The organism is Bradyrhizobium sp. SSBR45G, assembly GCF_030159255.1.
GTDB lineage: Bacteria > Pseudomonadota > Alphaproteobacteria > Rhizobiales > Xanthobacteraceae > Bradyrhizobium.
Genome location: NZ_BSCT01000010.1, coordinates 136304 through 156113 on the forward strand (window position 1 = coordinate 136304; position 19810 = coordinate 156113).

12 protein-coding genes and 1 pseudogene are annotated in these 19810 nt (G+C 58.4%); 5 read left to right on the top strand and 8 right to left on the bottom strand.

Translation table 11 applies throughout. The annotated features are described in order from the left end of the window. The first annotated feature begins 28 nt into the window (after window positions 1–28). A complete protein-coding gene (locus QQL87_RS15140; protein WP_349817297.1) occupies window positions 29–2911 on the top strand; it encodes an SUMF1/EgtB/PvdO family nonheme iron enzyme in 2883 nt (960 codons plus the stop codon). Window positions 2912–2913: 2 nt separating this feature from the next. Here the strand turns inward: QQL87_RS15140 and QQL87_RS15145 are convergent, their stop codons facing one another. Then, window positions 2914–5289: a tetratricopeptide repeat protein gene (locus tag QQL87_RS15145; RefSeq protein ID WP_284422117.1), complete on the bottom strand. Its 2376-nt coding sequence runs from the start codon at window positions 5287–5289 to the stop codon at window positions 2914–2916. Between the two features lie 1315 nt (window positions 5290–6604). Here QQL87_RS15145 and QQL87_RS15150 point away from each other — a divergent pair. Beyond that, a pseudogene (locus QQL87_RS15150) lies at window positions 6605–6781 on the top strand (transposase domain-containing protein); the annotation flags it as partial. Window positions 6782–6955: 174 nt separating this feature from the next. On the opposite strand, the gene QQL87_RS15155 reads toward QQL87_RS15150, so the two are convergent. Further along, window positions 6956–7225, bottom strand: a complete 270-nt coding sequence (locus QQL87_RS15155; protein WP_284422119.1) for a conjugal transfer protein TraD — start codon at window positions 7223–7225, stop codon at window positions 6956–6958. A gap of 1 nt (window position 7226) precedes the next feature. Then, a complete protein-coding gene (locus QQL87_RS15160; RefSeq protein WP_284422120.1) occupies window positions 7227–7553 on the bottom strand; it encodes a conjugal transfer protein TraD in 327 nt (108 codons plus the stop codon). A gap of 170 nt (window positions 7554–7723) precedes the next feature. Here QQL87_RS15160 and traA point away from each other — a divergent pair, with 170 nt between their 5' ends. Then, entirely contained in the window at window positions 7724–10735 is a 3012-nt protein-coding gene (gene traA / locus QQL87_RS15165; RefSeq protein ID WP_284422121.1) for a Ti-type conjugative transfer relaxase TraA, read from the top strand. A 128-nt stretch (window positions 10736–10863) separates the two neighbouring features. Then, window positions 10864–11001: a helix-turn-helix transcriptional regulator gene (locus QQL87_RS15170; protein ID WP_502871173.1), complete on the top strand. Its 138-nt coding sequence runs from the start codon at window positions 10864–10866 to the stop codon at window positions 10999–11001. A 291-nt stretch (window positions 11002–11292) separates the two neighbouring features. Here the strand turns inward: QQL87_RS15170 and QQL87_RS15175 are convergent, their stop codons facing one another. The 4 genes from QQL87_RS15175 to QQL87_RS15190 all read right to left on the bottom strand — a co-directional run bounded on the left by QQL87_RS15175 (window position 11293) and on the right by QQL87_RS15190 (window position 16205). Continuing rightward, window positions 11293–12279, bottom strand: a complete 987-nt coding sequence (locus QQL87_RS15175; protein ID WP_284422123.1) for a restriction endonuclease — start codon at window positions 12277–12279, stop codon at window positions 11293–11295. A 12-nt stretch (window positions 12280–12291) separates the two neighbouring features. Beyond that, complete coding sequence (locus QQL87_RS15180) at window positions 12292–13719, bottom strand: nucleotidyl transferase AbiEii/AbiGii toxin family protein (RefSeq protein WP_284422124.1); 1428 nt, start codon at window positions 13717–13719, stop codon at window positions 12292–12294. Then, window positions 13716–14525, bottom strand: a complete 810-nt coding sequence (locus QQL87_RS15185; RefSeq protein WP_284422125.1) for a type IV toxin-antitoxin system AbiEi family antitoxin domain-containing protein — start codon at window positions 14523–14525, stop codon at window positions 13716–13718. Before QQL87_RS15185 ends, QQL87_RS15180 begins: the two co-directional genes overlap by 4 nt. 249 nt (window positions 14526–14774) lie before the next feature. Further along, entirely contained in the window at window positions 14775–16205 is a 1431-nt protein-coding gene (locus QQL87_RS15190; protein WP_284422126.1) for a tyrosine-type recombinase/integrase, read from the bottom strand. Between the two features lie 617 nt (window positions 16206–16822). Between QQL87_RS15190 and QQL87_RS15195 the strand changes: the two genes are divergently transcribed. Continuing rightward, window positions 16823–18205, top strand: a complete 1383-nt coding sequence (locus tag QQL87_RS15195; protein WP_284422127.1) for a hypothetical protein — start codon at window positions 16823–16825, stop codon at window positions 18203–18205. A gap of 379 nt (window positions 18206–18584) precedes the next feature. On the opposite strand, the gene QQL87_RS15200 is transcribed toward QQL87_RS15195, so the two are convergent. Next, window positions 18585–19781, bottom strand: a complete 1197-nt coding sequence (locus QQL87_RS15200) for an acyl-CoA dehydrogenase family protein (protein ID WP_284422128.1) — start codon at window positions 19779–19781, stop codon at window positions 18585–18587. Window positions 19782–19810: the final 29 nt, after the last annotated feature.

The following is a 19810-nucleotide window of genomic DNA, read 5'->3' on the forward strand; positions in this document are numbered from 1 at the left end:
ACCTTAAATCATAGTGTGGACTTGTGCCATGAGACCGGAGATAAAGCGAGCAATCGCACGGATAACGAGCATTAGGGACGATCGCAATACAGTCCTCGGAACGGGTTTTTTAGTAACCGAGCGGCACCTTTTGACCGCCTTTCATGTTGTGGGAGATCGGATCCAGTCTTCGCTGAGTGACGCTCCATTTTTCTACTCGGCCTTGCGGGTAACATTTCCGGACGCTGGATTGTGCGATCTTGCAGCTAAAGTAACAGAGGGATGCTTTGACGTTATAGGCGACTGGGCTTTGTTGGAACTTGACAATCCGACAGCAGGCATTTTTCCACTGACGCTCGGCGAACTCTCTCCCAACTCCAATGACGACAGTGCCTCTCGAGCATTTGAAAGTTGGGGCTTCCCCGCAATTGCCGAGATGGCTGGTGGGGCTCTCTTCATTGACGGCCGCGTTCAAGGCGCACTGTCACAAGGTCCAGAGATCGACGTCTATCAGCTTTACAGCGACAATGTCGCAGCCGGTCAGAGCGCTCGACTAGACGGCTTCTCTGGCGCTCCATGCCTTGTTGATGGCGTCGCAGTCGGCATTATCCGATCAAACTTAGTTTCACCTCTCAATAGAGATTCCGTTGCAGCTGGCGTACTGTTCGCTTGTCCCATCAACAACGACGTACTCCAAACACGCTGCGCACGATATCTGCCAGCAATAGATCCAATTCTCGGATTGCCGGGACTTCCTCATCAAGCACTGCCAGCAGAGCCGTTCCGGTACCTTCGATGGTACGGCGCCGAGCATGCGGAAGTCTTCTTTGGTAGAAGCCGTAGATTGCGGGAACTATATGAGCAGGTGGTTGACAACGAGGGGCCCGGCGTCATTCTGGTGTATGGAGCTTCAGGGGTCGGGAAATCGTCATTACTCGAGGCTGGGTTGCTTCCTCGCCTACGGTGGAGCTACGAAGCGCGGGCGCATCGCAGGGAGGCGGGCAAGACTCTTCTGGAGCTTTTCGAAGACCGCCTTAAAGAAGCTCTTGCGGCCACCGACACCAGCAATAAGCCTGTTGTCCTAGTAATCGACCAGATAGAGGAAGCATTCACTAGCCGGTCGTTCGGTAACGCCGAACTTAGCCAGTTGGCACACCGCCTCAAGCGACTTAAACACGAGCGACGCGATACTAGAATTCTGATCGGATTTCGAAGCGAATGGCTGGCCGAAGTTCGTGCCCGCTTGCGCGAGGCGGAGGTGGTCTTTACCGAGTTCTTTCTTGAGAGATTAACGCAGGATGAAATCGAGGAAGTGGTCCGCGGTATAGTCAGCACCCGGCGGCTCCGTAGTTGGTATAATGTTGGCGTCGATGACGACCTTCCGGCGCGCATAGGCATGGATCTGTTAAGCGACCCCAAGTCGCCCATAACACCCATGCTAAGCATCATTCTTACGCGGCTCTGGCAAGAGGCCAAGAAGGACCGAGCCGGCAACCAGTGCCTTAGTCTGACGCACTATGACGTCCGCATGCGTGGAAAATTGGACCTCGATCAATTTCTTGAAGAACAAATAAACGTTCTAGCGGAGATCTATCCGCAACATGTCAACTCGGGACTAGTCGAGGATATCCTCTACCGGCATACCACGGACTATGGCACAGCGCTTGAGCTGTCCAGGTCGGAGACGTTTAAGCTATATGCCCATCTTGCTGATCAAAAACACGATATCGAAGGATTGATCGACGAGCTCCTGCGAAATGCTCTGCTCTACACGGTAGCTACCGCCGATGACGAAAGGTCCACGAGGCTCGCTCACGACACTCTTGCTTCTCCTGTGCGTCGTCGCTTTGACCGGTCGGAAAGGCTTGGTCAAAGAGCCATCCGTCGTCTATCCGACCGCGCCAAGGAATGGGACCCAAGGGATCCGTCAGCCGGCCTTCTTGACGTTGCTTCCTTAGAACTGGTGCGAAAGGGCCTGGTCGGCTCTCGGGCACCGACCGGCAAGGAGGTCACTTATCTGAATGCATCCAAGGAAGCGGACGAATCCTCTAGACGTCAATCCCGGCGCATCCGCTTGGCTTCTGCTGTCGCTTTTTGTATAGCAGTCATTACCGCGGTGATCTGGTGGCAGCACCGTTGGCTTCATTTGATGGCCTACCAACTCACTCAAGTTCATACTGCTGCGGTTGGCTCGCTGTCTGTAGGGAGTACTTTCAAAGAATGCTCGCACTGCCCCGAAATGGTCGTTTTACCAACCGGCCGCATCATCATCGGCTCGCCAACCGCGGCGGTAAAAGAGATGGCCAGGGAGCAGCCTGCCAAGATGTTAGAGTTTGAGACGCCAATTGCCGTGTCCAAGCATGAGATAACGAACGACGAATGGGACCAGTGTGTTAGGTTTTCATTTTGTTCGCAGAGAGCGGATCCAGCAACTAACGGAAATACGCCGATTACGAACGTCAGCTGGGCCGATGCACGTGACTATGCATCTTGGCTGAAGCAGGTGACTGCCGAGGACTATCGGCTGTTAAGCGAGGCCGAGTGGGAGTACGCAGCCAGAGGCGGAAAATCGACCTACTTTTCCTTTGGAAACGACGACAAGGAGCTCGATCTATACGCATGGTACGGTGGGGGTCTCGCACTCACGGAACCACAAGAGGTTGGAAAAAAGCGCCCAAACGATTTTGGGTTATTCGACATGCACGGGAACGTGTCCGAGTGGGTTGCGGACTGTTTCAGAGACAATTACGGAGACGGGCCAAAGAAGGAGCCATGGAATGAAACAGCTTGTATACGGCACGTTATAAGGGGCGGCTCATACCTTGACAAGCCAAGGGGACTGCGCTCATCAGCCCGCGACTGGTCCAGCTCTGGCAGCAGCACCATTGGGATACGAGTTGGACGGTCGATTAGACCAAGCGACTCAAGATGAGTTCAGAGATTTTCATCGTCGTCGCTCCAAACGCTGCAGCTGACCGAACCACCCACGGCCTCCCGTTTAGCAGCATACAACGCGTGGCGCGTTGTTGGAAAGCGTCGAATTATTTCAAAATTCATTCTATGCTCTTCCGGAGCCCTGTTCGCGCAGTGATAAATGATCGCCATCCAGGTGTACGCGTTGTCGATAGCGTTGGCTCGGGGAAACTTATCGACGAGCGCTTGAAAAGTGCGCTCGGCGGCCTCTACATTTTTTAGCCTTACTCCCTCCGAGTACAACTGCTCCGCCATGGCGTCGTCTAACAGGCTTGAACCCGGGAATTCGTTTGAAAGATCCACGACTGAGGTTGGAACCTTGCGAGGATCAAAAGAAACCAGGATTCTGACCTTTCTATAAAGTAGCCATTCGCGTAGTGAATCGAGTTGCGTCTTCTTTGGCAACTGCGCGAGAGAAATGTCTATAAGGTGCAGGGCCTGTCGTAGGTCGCGGTGCGCCAGCGGCGCCATGCGCTTTCTGCTGGCTACGTCGTCGGTGGCGTCTGTGAGCCGTGAGTACTTGATCACAGCCATTCTCACAATTTTATTGGCCGCATCAGGGCGACTGTCAGCAATTGATTTAATAGAGGTGCTAAGTTCGACGATCTCCCGAGACGCCTGCAACACGTATGGAATTTCCACAAAATTGGGATCGTCAGCATACTTGTGCTTAATCTTTTTCAGTGCTTGCGCAATGAGAATTGGGTCCGTAGTCGCAGGTAGCTGGTCCGACGGCGCTTGCAAGTAGCGCAACGCTCTCTCAGCTACATCGATCACGTACGTATAATCGAAACGCCGGTAAGCATCTCGAGCCACCTTGTACCATATCGCGGGCTGCTGCGACAACGCAGGAATCTCTTCAAGTGCTGCAACCTGCTGCTGAGGCGTGTATCTCTCAAATATTCGAAGCACTAGCCGTGTGGCAGCAGAACTATAATCGCCATTTCCAACGTTCATTGCCCGCGCAGCGTAACCGAGCGCTTCTTGCATCTTATTCTGATGAAACGCAAGCCAGCCTATCATGTAGGCCGCATCATCGGCCAATCTAGACGATTCGTCATTTAGCACCAGCTCGAACAGCGGCTTGGCGACTGCCGCCCTGCTTACAAACTCGGGATCGACAGCACTTAGTCGCGTACTTCTATATCGTGCTTCATGATTCAGGAGCGAGATTACTGACTCTATGGAATCGCCGTCGGCAAGATGGATTTCGGGATCGTTTAGACGTTTTACGACGCCTTCGAGTAACGGCCTAAGAGCAGCATAGCCCATAGCATACCGGAGCTCCGTCTTGATGACCGACGAGGGGTTAACCGCCAGTCCTTTTTCGAACTCACCTATCGTGTAATATAGAAACTCTGAAAATCGTCCTTTGGGATTTGCAGCCAAGAACTCTAATATCCGTTCTCGTATTTCCGGATACAGGGTATTAGGACCATAGTTTACTTCCGTCCAATGTATCTTCTGACCGAGCGTTTCAGAAACACCCAAAGGAAGTAGCGCCCACACACGCGATTGAAGCTTTTTTTGCCGGTATCTCTGGAAGATCTTATCCAATTCTCGATTTGCAACCGCAGGAGAGGCGGCAACGGCGATACGCCTGCTGTCCTGAGCGACTTTAATCCAGAGCGAGAAGTCATCTGCCGAACGAGTCTGGTCATCGCGAACGGCTTCCTCGAGCGTGGGAACGAAGGTCGTGATCGCCGCCTGAGCCATATTGGCTGCAACGTAGTGCCTGTGCCCCCGTCCACTTGCATCGAAGCTTGCGCAATAGACATAGCCGGCTTCTCCCGCTACTCTAAATATGGGAAGGCCCTGATCTGTTGATTTATCGGGATCTTCCAAGGGATCAATCAATGCATCCGTGCGACCAATATCGTCTTTGTGGATCCTTGCGAGTTCAAGCTTGCCCCATACACCGATTACGGCAGTGATGCCATCTCGAGTCTGATACCAGTCAAGCTTTATTGGTTGTTCTTTGTTTTCTCGCGAGAGCTCGTCAATCTCCGCCTGCACTATCGACTTGCTAAGCGAGACGGGCGCTACGGTCGTCATAAGATAGGTGAGTGTTCCATCTTTCGACCGAAGAATCTGTGTAGTAGCTTGACCGCGACCTAAGCTAGTCGGCCTCGGCTGAATTCGCTTGCACCACTGATATCCGTCAAAATCGCGGCTGTCGCTGCACTCACTGAACCTCTTTGCGTAAGAACTGGCCGGGAGTTTCTCACCCAGCGTCATGCCATCGATTACATAAGCATAGGAACTTTTTACTTCACCTGTGACCACAAACAGAGTTTGCAGGAATATCTGCAGCGTAAAAATGCGAGCGTAAACCATCTCCCTCTCCTCGGTCCCGCCAGGTGCCCAAAAGCAACCTTTAGGTGAATGTTACCGGAGGGCCAGACGCAGCGATAGTACTGCTGATAGGAAATTTTGGTCGACTCCCGTGCTCTGAGCGCGCCTATATGTCGGCCGAGTCTCGCTGCAGTAAATTGAACGTCTGATTGATTGCGTTAAATTGAGGCACGACGCTCCGATTTCGGACTCAACACTTAGCCTCGCCACCGACTCTATTTTTGGTCGTATCCGGCATTTCTTGTAGCTTGGCAGAATGAACCCGTCCGGCCGCGTCGCCCTGACATTTCGGCAGACCGGTCGGAGAGCCTTACCCCAGAGAGCTGCACCGCTACCGGAACAAGTGACAAACCTGTTCATCGCGCATGAAAGCTTCCGCGTCGCCGCGTGTCGCACCGGCCGCCAGCTCGAAGCTTAGCTGCGAGTCGTCACCCGTGGTGCCGACGATCTTGAGCGGCGCGCCAGCCGGCTCAGCGGCCACCGACGCTGCGTCAGCTTCCTTGTCCCTCGCGGTCGACTGGCAAGCGCCTCGCCGGCACGCCACTCCTGTCATGCTCCCTTCGACCATGCGTGATCTCCGTTGTGGTGGCAATCAAGGCGCCGAGCGATTGCGCCGGCCACCTGAACTCTCCCTGCCCTACTGCTTCCCTCTTGTCCCACCACGCGCATAGCCCGATGAGTCCGCCGCACGTTGGCCGTTCGGCTCGTCCTCCAGCATGCCGCTGGCAACGATCAACTCTCGAACAGCCGCTCGCACGTCGCCGTCGCATGACGCGATCACTTCGTCCGTCGCTGCTTCTAGGGCGCGGGTTTAGGCCTTGGATCTCATCGGTGTTGGCGGACACGGCCCTGTTCCGTGCTCACCGAAACAAAGAATAGCTCTTCTTTTGTTCAAATGCCAATCTAGACCGCAAGCCGGCCCTCTATTCGCTGTCCCGGAGCAAAGACGTCAACGTCATGTTCGAGCCGCCCCCCGATCACAAGCCACGGTCGAGTGCGCTCACAATAAGAGCTTGGCTTGCCGCATTTCCCGCGCTATGGCGCGACGGGAAGCCGCGCGGGGGGCCGGGGCGCCCGGCGGGACTTAGCGGTCCTGCAGATCGGCAGGTTGGCAATTCAGTTCCGAGGACGATCTACCAATGGCCATCTCTCTTGACACGTCAGAGCGTACCAGCCTGATTAAGAATTCCCGGAAGGCGCGCTATGGTGGCCCAATAACCTTAGGATTGCTTGGAGACATCCGATGGGAACGAACACTTAGCAGTCGGCTCAGAATACAGGGAAAGTACTTTGTAACGCCGAACACTGGGCTGTCGTCGCCTCCCTTATCGAGACCTGCAAGCGCAACGATGTCGACCTGCTTGCCTATCTCTCCGACGTCCTGACCAGGATCGCGAATGGTCATCCGAACCGCGAAATAGACGAGCTCCTGCCCTGGGTCTACCGCGGTCAAGTCCTCAAAGCCGTGGCTTGAGAACGACGCTTACGGCACGTTTGTGTTCGTCACTAAAGTCGATCTTTCAGCGGAGCTTTGGGTAAGCCATCAAAGGTCTGAACTCTGGCTTCCATCCAACCGAAAAGGGACCTCAAGCCGCGCGTTGGCGGGCAGCACTGCAATATTCGGAGACTTCGCGCCGCCCACGATGGGTCATTCCCGATGCTGCGCCGTTTGCTGCGATAGTGAGAGTACATGTGTCGCCCGTTCCACAGAAAATGCCTCCTTTCCTTTTGCGGCCCAGAGCGCACTCGCCGTTTCGCGCCGATCGCCGTTGAGTTTCTCGGCGATCCAGATTAACGCGCCGTAGATCATAACGCGATCATCGCGAGTCAGCCCCACGATTCCGGCTTTGACGACGAGACCGCCGAGTTCGATGAGGTGCCGCGTGCGCTTGCGGCGTTCGACCTGCCATGCGCGCATGTCATGCCGCGCCCTTGCGGCTTGATGCCGGTTGCACGCCGCTCGGTTGCGTAGGAGCGACGTCAGGGTTGAGGTCAGTTGTTGGCGCATTTCGCCGCGACCGGCTTTGAAAGAACGCGGCGCCGCGCTTGGCCCATGCCTCCTTCCTACCGGCCTCTTTCGTCTCGGCCAGCACGATCAGCGCGCCGGCCAGTTCTTCAGCGGTGAGAGTGTCGGCTCCAGTCGCGATAACCAGTTCGCCGAGCTGGCGCACCTTGCGAGTTTTCAGCCCGCGCGCCTTTTCTTCGAGTGCCTTCAGGTCCGCATCAAAGTCTCGTGGTTTGCGCATCCTCGTCTCCATGAGTTCGATGCAGAAATCATAGGCGAGCAAACAGCAGAATACTGTAGGATCATCAGGACAGGCTGACACGGTGCGATCCCTCCCGAGATTTTTTCGAGGGAGGGCGCGCTTATACGTCGTTCCGACGTGCGCTTCGGTGTGTCAGTGATCTGATCGCGATGGCGATCTATCATCTTCACGTCAAGGTCATCGGCCGCAAGGCCGGAAGCAGTGCGGTGGCGTCGGCCGCCTACCGTTCGGGCTCGCGTCTGCGCGACGAGCAGCTTGGCCGTGATCAGGATTTTTCCGGCAAGCGTGGCGTCGTCCATTCCGAGGTGATGCTGCCGGAGAACGCGCCGGAGGCTTGGAGCGATCGCGAACGGCTTTGGAATGATGTCGAAGCGTTCGAAGTCCGGAAAGATGCCCAGCTTGCACGCGAGGTCGAATTCGCCCTTCCGCGCGAGATGACTGATGCGCAGGGCATCGAGCTGGCCCGGGACTTCGTTCACGGTGAGTTCGTCGGTCTCGGCATGATTGCCGATCTCAATGTGCATTGGGACAGGGGTGAGGACGGACTGCCCAAGCCCCATGCCCACGTGATGCTAACGATGCGCGCGGTCGGCGAGAAGGGCTTTGGCCAAAAGGTGCGAGACTGGAACCGCACCGAGATGGTCGAGCGCTGGCGCAAACGCTGGGCGGAGCTCGCCAACGAGCGCCTGGCCGAGCTCGACATCGACGCGCGGATCGACCATCGCAGTCTAGATGCCCAGGGCATTGCGCTCGAGCCGCAAAGCCAGATCGGCGCGCCGGCCAAAAGGATCGAAGTTCGGGGCGTCGCAGGCGAAGGGATTGAGGCCGACCGGGCCGAGATGCACCGCGAGATCGCGCGGAACAATGGCGCGCGGATCATCGCCGATCCCTCCCTTGGACTGGAGGCCATCACCCGGCAGCAATCAACCTTCACGCGCCGCGACCTGGCGAAGTTCGCGCACCGGCACAGCGACGGGCTCCACCAGTTCAACGCGGTGATGGGCGCAATGCAGGGGGCGCCTGATCTGGTCGAACTCGGCAGGGACGCCCGCGGCGAGGACCGGTTCACCACCCGCGGAATGATCGAGGCAGAGCAGCGCCTGCACCAAGCTTCAGAGCTGCTGGCGGAGCGGAAGCGCCATGAGGTCGGCGACGCGGACCGCAGGGCCGCTTTGTCGCGCGCGGAAGCGCAAGGCCTGGTCCTGTCATCCGAGCAGGCCGAGGCGCTGGCGCATGTCACAAACGGGCGCGATCTCGGCGTCGTGGTCGGCCATGCCGGGACGGGAAAGAGCGCGATGCTGGGGGTGGCGCGAGAGGCGTGGGAGGCGGCCGGCTTCGAGGTCCGGGGCGTGGCGCTGTCCGGCGTCGCCGCGGAAAACCTCGAAAGCGGATCGGGCATATCGTCACGCACGATTGCCAGCCTGGAGCATGGCTGGGAGCAAGGCCGTGATCTGCTGAAATCGAGCGATGTGCTGGTGATCGACGAGGCCGGCATGGTCGGCACGCGCCAGCTCGAGCGCGTGCTGTCCCATGCTGCCCAGGCTGGCGCCAAGGTGGTCCTGGTCGGTGATCCGCAGCAACTGCAAGCGATCGAGGCGGGCGCGGCATTCCGGTCGATCCATGAGCGTCACGGCGGCGCCGAAATCGGTGAAGTGCGCCGTCAACGCGAGGACTGGCAGCGCGACGCCACGCGCGATCTGGCGACCGGTAAAGTGGGCCATGCGCTCGGAGCTTATCGCTCCCGCGGCATGGTGCATGAGGCCCAGACCCGAGAGCAGGCGCGCGGCGATCTGATCGAGCGCTGGGACCACGACCGGCAGGCATCGCCGGATTGGAGCCGGATCATCCTCACCCACACAAACGACGAGGTCCGCATCGTGAACGAGGCGGCGCGCAGGCGGATGCGGGCCGCGGGCGATCTGGGCGACGAGGTGCGTGTGACAGTCGAGCGCGGCGCGAGAAGCTTCGCGAGCGGAGATCGCGTCATGTTCCTGCAGAATGAGCGGGGGCTTGGCGTGAAGAACGGCACGCTCGGGACCATTGAGTTGGTCAGCATTCAATCGATGACCGTGCAGACCGACGATGGCCGAGCCGTGCGCTTCGACCTCAAGGACTACAACCGGATCGACCACGGCTATGCGGCGACGATTCACAAAGCGCAGGGCATGACGGTCGACCGGGTCCATGTGCTGGCGACGCCCGGCATGGATGCCCACAGCAGCTATGTCGCGCTGTCGCGACATCGCGACGGCGTCGACCTGCATTACGGCCGTGACGATTTTGCCGATGCGGACCGTCTTGTCCGCGCCCTGTCGCGCGATCGGGCCAAGGACATGGCTTCGGACTACGAACGTGCCGATCCGATCCAGAACTACGCCGAGCGGCGTGCCATCGCCTTCCGCGAGCGCGTGGCCGAGATCGTGCGCAAGATCGTGCCGGAGAAGCTGCGCGACATATTCGACGGCATTCGCGTTCCTGGAGAGGCGTCCGACCGGGATGGCGGACAACGGCCCGAGCGGGGATCGCCGGAAAGGGAGACGAGCGATACGGAAGCCGGCCGGCGCGCAGCCGAAGTGCCGGCAAGGAATGTGGCGCAAGATCCCGAAGCGGAAGCGCGTCGCGTCCGGACCCGGGCGCTGGTACGCCATGCCCGCGCTATGGATGCGATCCTTACGGCGCAGGAGACGGGCGGCAGAGCAAGCCCCGAACAGGTCAAAGAGCTGCAGAAGGCCCGCCAAGCCTTTGAGGAGGTGCGTCCCTTTGGCTCGCACGACGCCGAGGCCGCTTACAGAAAGAACCCGGAGCTGGCCCGTGAGGCCGCCAGCGGACGCCTCAACCGCGCCATCCGCGCGCTCCAGCTCGAGACCGAACTGCGCATCGATCCGAGCCGCCGTGCCGACCGGTTCGTGGAGCGCTGGCAGAAGCTCGAACAGACCAGCCAGCGCCTGTATCAGGCCGGCGACATGGCCGGCTACAGGGCGACGCGCGCGGTGATGGGCGACATGGCCAAAGGTCTCGAGCGCGATCCGCAACTGGAATCCATCCTCGCCGGCCGCAAGAATGACCTCGGCATCGCGTTCGAATCAGGCCGGCGCCTCGGCCAGGATCTGGCCTTAGCCCATGGCATCGATCTTGGCAGAGGCCGTGGCCTCGGACTTTAGCCCATCCCAATTGCAGCCGACCTTACGCTATGACCGGCAACGCACGAACTCCCATTGTCCGCCTTCACCTGTTGGGCCTCTCTGGCCTCACAAGCCGTCAGAAGCAGCCAGCAAGGGGCATCTCGGCCATGCGCGAGCCAGACCGTATCATCCGTCTAAAAGCCATCCTCGCCAGGACCGGACTATCCCGGTCCACCATCTATCGAAAGATTGCGGAGGGTACATTCCCCGCGCAGCTCAAAATCAGCACCAACGGCTCGGGCTAGCATGAATCCGACATCAACCGCTGGATCGCAGACCCGGTCGGATGGCGGCCGAGGGGGATGAGGTCTGGAGACGAGTAGAAGTTCACGGTCGGGGGAAAAGCAAACAGCCGAGGGCCAACTTTCCGCGATGGCAGCTAACCCGGTCGACGGGTAGGGATTTGAACCTATGACCTTCAGGTTATTTGCAGTGAGCCTGCGACGGGATTTGTTTCCGTCAAAGCGCCCGAGCTTTGAATAGTTTTATTCTCACCCTGCCTACCTTATCTCATTCTTGCGGCAAATATCCAGAAGTCACGACGTGATCGGGCGAATTCCGATCGACCGCGTTTCCGACAGAAGCGTCGCTTGCAGATCGACATCTTCGATCCACATCGCGCTACGAAGGCGAAAGTACGTCTTACACAACGACACAACCTTGTTGCTTTCCCCAAGATACATCGGCTCTGTGAATTCAGTGATCCCGCGGTACAGGGGCTTCGTGAAGCCGGATGTAGACAGAAAGATGCCCGCTGTAGCCTGTCGGGACGCGGTCACTTCGACGAACTTTCGTACATGAGCCATGCCCGGTCTCGCCTCCGCCCAATGCTTAACCTCGACAAGGTATATTTGTTTTCGACCGCCTTCCGTAGCAGTCAATTCGAGATCGAATCCGCCATCCTTACCCGGCCGTGTGAGCTTCGTCTCGAAGCCAATTCCTTCAAAGGCTTCCCGCAAAACTTTCTCAAGCTCCCGCCATTCAAGCTCTACGAGGGTCTCCGGCCGACGAGCGATCAGTTCTACGAGCTGCCGCATTGCCGTTCTCACGATCCGTTCGTATGCCGTATCTGCCTGTTCAGAATCGTCTTGTTCCGCCTCGGCCTGTTTTGAAAGCCATGCGCGCAGATCGTTCGGCTGGAGCAAATCAATTTTACCGAGTCCGACCGTATCGGCATGACGGAGCGCTTCGGCAGAAAATCCGAGTCGCGATAAGATCATCGCGCGATCAAACGGCCCAGTTGTTTTTAACCTGAAAGCTTGCTCAACTGATTCGAGACCAGCCTGTCTCCCAGCAGCTTTTATCTCGATTGCGATCGTCTCCAGAGACTCATCAATCTTCGTGCGAATGAAGCAATCGACCTCAAGCAGAGCATGTTCCGAGACGGCGAAACCCTTTTCAATAACCGGGCAGCCGCACGTCTGAAAGACTTCCACGATTAAACTCTCTGCCTCAGATGGTTCGACAAACTTCCCTGCTTCAAACCGATCCACGAGGGTCAACGCCGATTGCAAGTTTTTCATATAGCTATCGACCTAATATTTGGTGCGGATGTAGGCCCCGTAAGAACCGTAGCACTGGTAGCCCGCCCGGTTCTTGTGAGGCCGCAGCGTGCTGTCGTGGGTTTTACGCTCGAAAAGCTTGCCGCAAACGGTGCAGCGAAAGACGTAAGTTGGTCCGGAGCTCGAGGTTCGCGACTGCCGCCGCGTCGAGGCTCGTGGCATCGATATTTCCGTAGATCGTGATGTCGGCGGAATTGACTGAACGCCGGTTGGTGTCAGTTCGATCGGATAACGGGGCGAGAAGGTGGTCTGCGTCGGTGAAGCTCCAAGGATACTGTCTAGGCGATAGGTGCGCGACTTTCCGTCTTCTGCGCGGACGGCCATCAACAGGATGGCGCCCTCGCGTGATCGTCGCAGCGAGTATGCTTCGATTGCGCGAGTCGAGCGTTTGCCATCCTTATCGCGGTAATCAATATTAACAAGCAGCCGGTTGGCCGCAGCGAAGCGGATAACTTCGATCGCGGTCTGGCCGGGTAACCCGGTTGGTAGGCCGATGATCCGGTCGCGGACAATTTCCGCGGTGGCGCCACCCATGAGCGGCATGGCTGGCAACACCGGTGCCACCACCTCACTATGGAGCCACTGGAAAATCTCGGGCAGAGCGTTCCAGAACGACGCAATTGGCAACAAGGCCGGAAGCTGATGGTTGAGCATTCCCGTCCAGCCGGCCTCGACGTCACCTCGATGCTGTTCGATGTCCACTAGCTGCGGCAGCTGAATGCCTTTGAAGGCGCATTTCTGGCGCAGAACATCGACAAACTGAACGCGCTCGGGCCTGGCGTCAGAGTTTCGGTAGAGATTGACGACGTCATAGAGGTCGCGAGGACGGGTGCGCTCAGCAAGCGCCCGAAACTTCTCGGCGAATGCCTCAACATAATCGTAGGCAAGCACCTCGATGCCCTCTTCCGGAGCATCGGAGTAAGGATGGAAAATCTCCACAGTCTCAGGCGGCAGAGCGACGTACTCGTCAGCCGTCAGATCGAGCTTGATGCGCGGCAAGGGCCGGGTCGGGGAGACCGGGCCTTTGTAACTGATCTTGCCTTGGCAGGAGAGGTTGCCGCGTGGATTGCGGTAGATATCGAATTCCTGTTGAGCGGCCGGAACCTCGATGCCGGTCTCTTCGTAAATCCAAGTCCCGATCTCGGAGAAGACGCGCTTGAGGAAAGCTTCGTCGAGCTGGGCTTCGTCACGCAGCGTAAAATCGAGATCCTCCGAGAACCGGTAGGTCTCAAAAAAGCACTTCTTCAGACAGGTGCCACCTTTGAAGATCCATTTCTCGGCGAGCTCCTCATGGGCGTAGATGCCGGCCAGTATCCAGCCGAGAACGTAATCCTTTTCGATGACATGCGGAGTGAGCGACGTCTGCACGGCAAGATCGAGGATTTCGCGCCTGTCGATCAATGAGGGTCTCCGGCTGCCCAGGATGCGGGAATGAACAACCGCCATCTTGAGGCGAGTCGCTTACAATCCAAAGCGGGATCTAACTTTGCATTACCGGTTGTCAGCCTTTGACGGCAGAGCTCGGCGAGTTCCGTCCCATCGGCCTGCCGTTCGGCCAAGAAGCCGAGGCGCTTAAAGACGGCGCCGTTCCCGAGCTGGTCCGCGTATTGGATGAGCTTCTCGTTGCTGCGGTCAGATCGCTTGAAGTAAGCATTCAGACAGTCCGAGACCTGCTGGATGCCGCCGCCGATGGCTGGGTCATCAAGTATATCAACGATGGTGCGGTGCACGTCCGACACCGGCACTTTGCTCTGATGGCGCCAAACTTGCCTGGTACCGAAAATCTTTGCCGGATTCAGATGCTTGAGCGTGAAGTCGAAGCCCTGGAGCTGCTTGTGTTTGGTGCGGAGGGCCCGGCCGGTCACCACGACAACGTCCTTGAAAATCTGCTCCGTGAGATCCCAGTGCTCGGCCGCAGTGCGACCGCCGATATAGGCCGGAGCGAACAGGGCCGGCACCAGCACCCAGGCGTCATCAAGAACGCGCTCCGAGCCGAGCGTATCCACGGCTGCGGGCACGTAAGCGCCAGTCCCCACCCGGCTAAGCCAGCCTTGCTCTCGCCAACGTGCGAGCCGCTTCGCCGCCTCCACCCGCGAGACGTCAAGCGCCTTCGTCACATCCTCGATGTGGATCACATCACCGGATGCGGAGAGAACGCGCTGGAGCTGCGCGCGACCTTGCGGCAGATGAGAGACTGTACTTTTCACAAGCTTTAATTCACAGAAAATGAGAAAACTGGCATATAGAATATACTCCCTTGAGCAGAGCCGCAATGCTAAAGCTGCTGATATTCGCAAAAACTGCGAATTTTTGCGTACACAATAATCCTCCGACCCAAATTGGCCAAGGCAAGCTTCACCTTGAAGTCCTGATCCGCGACGCTGAGCAGGGCGCGGTATGGGTTCTTTGGTTGGGCGAACGATCTCCCGTGCCCCTCACCACATTTGCCGATGACCTTAATGCCGCGCGCGACATTGATCGGCTATCAGTCTTACGCATTGGTCCGTGGATTGTTCTAAGGTTGCGTGCGAGGCGGCCTGACGATCCGCTTCTTTGATTTCATCGGTAAGCTGACAAACTGCCTTGGCCAAGAAGCGAGCCAAGGCGGCCTTCCGGGAATCAAGATCTAACGCATAGGCGGTCTGTTTGAACTTGACACCTTCCAGCAGGCCCTGGATGTAACCCGCGATCGTATCGGCAGCCATGATGAGAGCTGTATCGAGTGTATGGATGTACTTGCTGGTGACCGACCCCTTTGAATGCCCGACCAGCGCCGCGATAGTCACCTCAGTGAAGCCAAGGTCGTTAGCGATGCTCGCGAAGCTATGACGTAGCACATGGGGTGTGACGTCGGAGAGCGATGATTTACTGAACAACTGTTCCCAGTGGTTTGGGAAGCTGCCGAATGCATTGTCATCTCTGTACCCAGGGAAAACGTAAGAGCCGACTTTCTTCCTCTTTCGGGCCTCCATAAATTCCACCACAGGAAGTCCGATCGGTCGGATCGAAGCGCCCTCCTTGCTGTCCGCTAGACGCAAACAGCTCGCGTCGGTATCCACTTCGGACCACCTGAGGCCGATAATTTCACTGCGACGGCAGCCGGTCAGCGCGATCTGACGAATGATGTCGACCGTTATGGCGTACTTTTCGTCCTTGGCTGCTGTCTCCAGCATCTCACCCAGCGTCCGGTACTCGGCCTCCGTGAGCCGACGATTGCGCACGTTGTCCTTCGGCTTGCGAATGCCATGAGCTGGGTTGTGCTCGATGATACCGGCCTCCACCGCGTAGGTGAGGATGCCGCCGAGGAGGCCTACGGTCCTCGTTGCCGTGCCGACACCACCGCGCACGTTGGCTCTGCCGCGGAGCTTCTTGGTCTTGACGCTGACACGGGTCTTCCCTGCCATGATGTCCTTCAAGACCTTGTTGACGTCTGCTTTGACGAGATCCTTGACCCGACGCGTGCCGATCAAGGGAATGATATGGCGATTGATGCGCCCAGTGTCCGTCACCAACGTGGTCGACTTCTTCGGGCGTCCGCCCTTGCCTAGAATAAGGCCCGCTTCAAAGTCTTTGAGGTAGAGTTCGCAGAGCTCCTTGACCGTGACCGCCTTGTGATCGAGTTGCCGCTCTTCGGCTGGGTTGTCGCCCTGTGCCACCCGCCCCAGCTGAATCTTGGCTTCCTTGCGTGCAAGCTCCGGCGTCCAAACACCGTGAACACCGATGCTATAGCGGCGAGAGCGGCCGGCTGAACGGTATTGAATTAGGTAGCTGCGCTTACCCGACTTGAAGACGCGCAGACCAAAGCCAGGCAGATCGTCATCCCAGATGACGTAGTCTTTGGCTTGCGGTTCGGCGCCATCGACAACGCGTTTACTGAGCTTAGGCACGGATTTTCTCTCCTCCGAAGCCCGTCTCCCGCGTAAGCACCACGTAAGCACTTGGAGGAAAACTGGGGCGTATCGCAGGATAGAGCCGGCGGACGCTCATTCGAGATTTACTAATGATTATAGTAGGATATCGCAGCATTGGATGTCCTGGCGTTTTCTGGCGCAAGACAACTTAAAATACTCCGAAGGCAAAGGTCACACGTTCGAATCGTGTCGGGTGCGCCATTTGCGTAGACGGCCCGCGCAATTGACCGTCCAATGAGCGGGGGCCCGAGCGAACTCCCGGGCTCGTGCCACGTGGTCCGCTGGTTGGGGCAGCGCAGCGCGGGTTGGTGACAAATGGCGCCCGGTGGCGCGTAGAAGCGCAGATTGGCTTCGGCAGCATACCACGTTCACGGACGCATAGTCGCACTGCTCTGACCGCTCCAATTTAAGGGCCGACACGCAAAGTGCTTCTGGGCAAGACGCCACTCACCTCGCTTCCCCAGATATGGGACCTCTCATCCTGAACGACAAAGACGTTCGCAATCGCGCCCAATATGGCAATTTTAGATTGATTTTTCTTCTTCTTGCAGCTAATGTCCAGGTTTTCCCAAATCTTATATTGGAGACCTCCGATGAGGGGCGCTCTCTGGCTACCGTTCGTCGTCGCGATTTCGGCACTCGTGAATGTTCACTCCTTAGCCGCGGAAGATGCCGGCGTCTCTCCTCCAAAGCCGGCCGCACCTGTTCCTGAAGAGACCAAGGCGCCGGACCAGCCTGCAAAGCCGAAGCCCGCAACATGGTCACCGGGAGACGATTGCATCGGCGACAACAAGTTCATTTACGGTGCAGGTCAGCAGCTAATAGCGACTACAGCTATTGTTCCGGCAGGAACGACAACAGAATTCATCCTGAAGGCAAAGATTCTTGAAGGAGCGACCTACTACGGCAAGGTCGCTACAGCAGACAATATCTACGGTGGACGTGACTACGCTTCCGCGACAAAAATTCCTGAGAAAAGCCGATATATTGCCAGCGGGCTTGCTAGCAGTACCGACACGCTGGTGACGCTAGATGTACCGACCGATGCTGGCGGGCTCTGGAAATCCGCCACGGTTTACATCTATGCGTGCAACACAAACGTGGATAAGCCGCCTCTGCTCATGTCTAAGCTCTCGATCCCTGTGAGCTCTTCATTCTGGAGCACGGCGGCGGTGTTGATCGTCATCGTTTTCATCTATTGGTTTGCCTCACGGGCGTTCGCAAAAGACGGCAAGCTGGGAATTCGCAATTTTGATCCCGTTTTCCTGACGGCCGGCTCCGACGGAAAAGGCAGTCTTGCGAAGCTTCAGATTCTGTTTTTCTCAATTATTGTATTCGCCCTTTTGCTATACATTCTTCTGCGCACCGGTGCGTTGTCCGAACTTTCGGAGACGATATTGTTGTTGCTGGGAATCGCTGCGGTCGGGTCGACAGCGGCCAAAGGGACCGACGTCCAACGCAACCGCCTCGACTATGAGAATTGGGCCTGGCTATTACGAAGGAATTGGATCAGCCCCGCCGGTCTTTCTGAAGGCAAGACCGCACGTTGGCGCGACATCGTCACCAGTGATGGCGAATTCGACGTCTATCGGTACCAGAACTGCATTTTCAGCCTTGTCGTAGGCGGAGCGCTTCTCGTCACCGGAGTCAACCAACTCGCATCCTTTGCAATCCCGGCGACGCTGCTCGGGGTTCTTGGCCTCAGCCAAGTGGTGTATGTGGCCGGAAAGCTCGTTTCTCCGCCTGCATTGGCCGAACTGAACAGGGCCATAGGCGATCTGAGAGTGCTTGAGGAAAAGCTGCGCATTGCTGCAGGCAATGCGAACCCGCCCGTGACGACCATCGCCGACGCAAAGGTGCGGACAAAGACAGAGTACGATAAATATGAGGCTGCGGCCGAGTCTGCGCTTGCGCTTTTTCGATCGGCGGCTGACCTCTCCGGCCCGGCGAGCGTCGAACCGTCGCTTGTTCCATGAGCATTGGAGGACGCAATGCGACGGTGGCTCGCGGACATGTTCGAAAGGTGGAAGCATCGAAACGATCCATTGGACTGTCCGGCATGCAAGGAGAAAGCCTCTCCCCGGACCTTCTTGAGGGGCCGCTATAAAACGGTATCGGAGCCGATCGCTTGCGACCGTGAATCTTGCAAGCAGATCAACTCAGCGGTACTTTGGCGCGCTGCGGCGTTCACCAGAATTCAGAGGGAAATCCTCGAGAGGGAGGTCGCTAGACTTCCGCGATAACGATCGCAATGGCCCGAGCAGACTTGCCGTGCGTTGAGGCCAACATGTTGGTCACCGTTATACGGCGAAGATGAAGATGGCGATCTCCTCTTGGATCGGTCGCGCAATGATTTCAGCCGCGCCCCACGCCCGCCCGCGCCTTCATGAATTCGCGCGCGACGATCAGCTTCTGCACTTCCGTCGCGCCCTCGTAGATGCGGAGCGCGCGGATCTCGCGGTAGAGGCTCTCGACGATCTCGCCCTTGCGCACGCCGCGGCCGCCGAACATCTGCAGGGCGCGGTCGATGACGCGCTGCGCGGTCTCGGTGGCGGTGAGCTTGGCCATCGCGGCCTCGCGCGTGGTCGGCAGCTTCTGGACGTCGCGGCGCCAGGCGGCGCGATAGGTCAGCAGCGCCGCAGCGTCGGTCTCGGTGGCCATCTCGCCGAACGCAGCCTGCGTCATCTGCAGGTCGGCGAGAGCGCCGCCAAACATGCGCCGGTTCGAGGCATGCGCCTGGGCTTCATCCAGTGCGCGGCGGCCGAAGCCGAGCGCGGCGGCCGCCACCGAGGCGCGGAAGATGTCGAGCGTCTGCATCGCCAGCTTGAAGCCGCCGCCGGTCGCGCCGAGCCGCCGGCTCGACGGGATGCGGCAGCCCTGCAGGCGCAAGGTCGCCAGCGGATGCGGCGCGATCACCTCGATGCGCTCGGCGACCGAGAAGCCGGGATCGTCGGGATAGACGACGAAGGCCGAGATGCCGCGCGCGCCCGGCGCCTCGCCGGTGCGCGCGAACAGCGTGTAGACGTCGGCGATGCCGCCGTTGGAGATCCAGGTCTTCTCGCCGTCGAGGATATAGCTGTCGCCATCAAGGCGCGCGGCACAGGTCATCGCGGCGACATCGGAGCCCGCCTCCTTCTCCGACAGCGCAAACGCCGCGAGCCATTCGCCCGATCGCACCTTCGGCAGCACGCTGGCGCGCAACTCGGGCGAGCCGCCGAGCGCGATGGCCCCGGAGCCGAGCCCCTGCATGGCGAAGGCGAAGTCGGCGAGCCCGTCGGCATAGGCCAGGGTCTCGCGCGACAGGCAGATCGCGCGCGAGTCGATCGCGGCCGCGTCCGCATCGGGCGCCACGACCGCGCTGTCCAGCAGCCCGGCGGCGCCAAGCGCACGCACGATCCTGCGGCAGGCGGTGTCGACGTCGGCATGATCGACCGCGTCGAGCGCGCCCGAGCCGACAAAGCGGTCGAGCTGTTCGCACAGCGCGCGGTGCTTCGGCTCGAAGAACGGCCAGTCGAGCCAGTCGCGCGGGATCACCTTGGCCGATGCACTCATGATGGACCTGTCCGCCAATTATTTTAAAC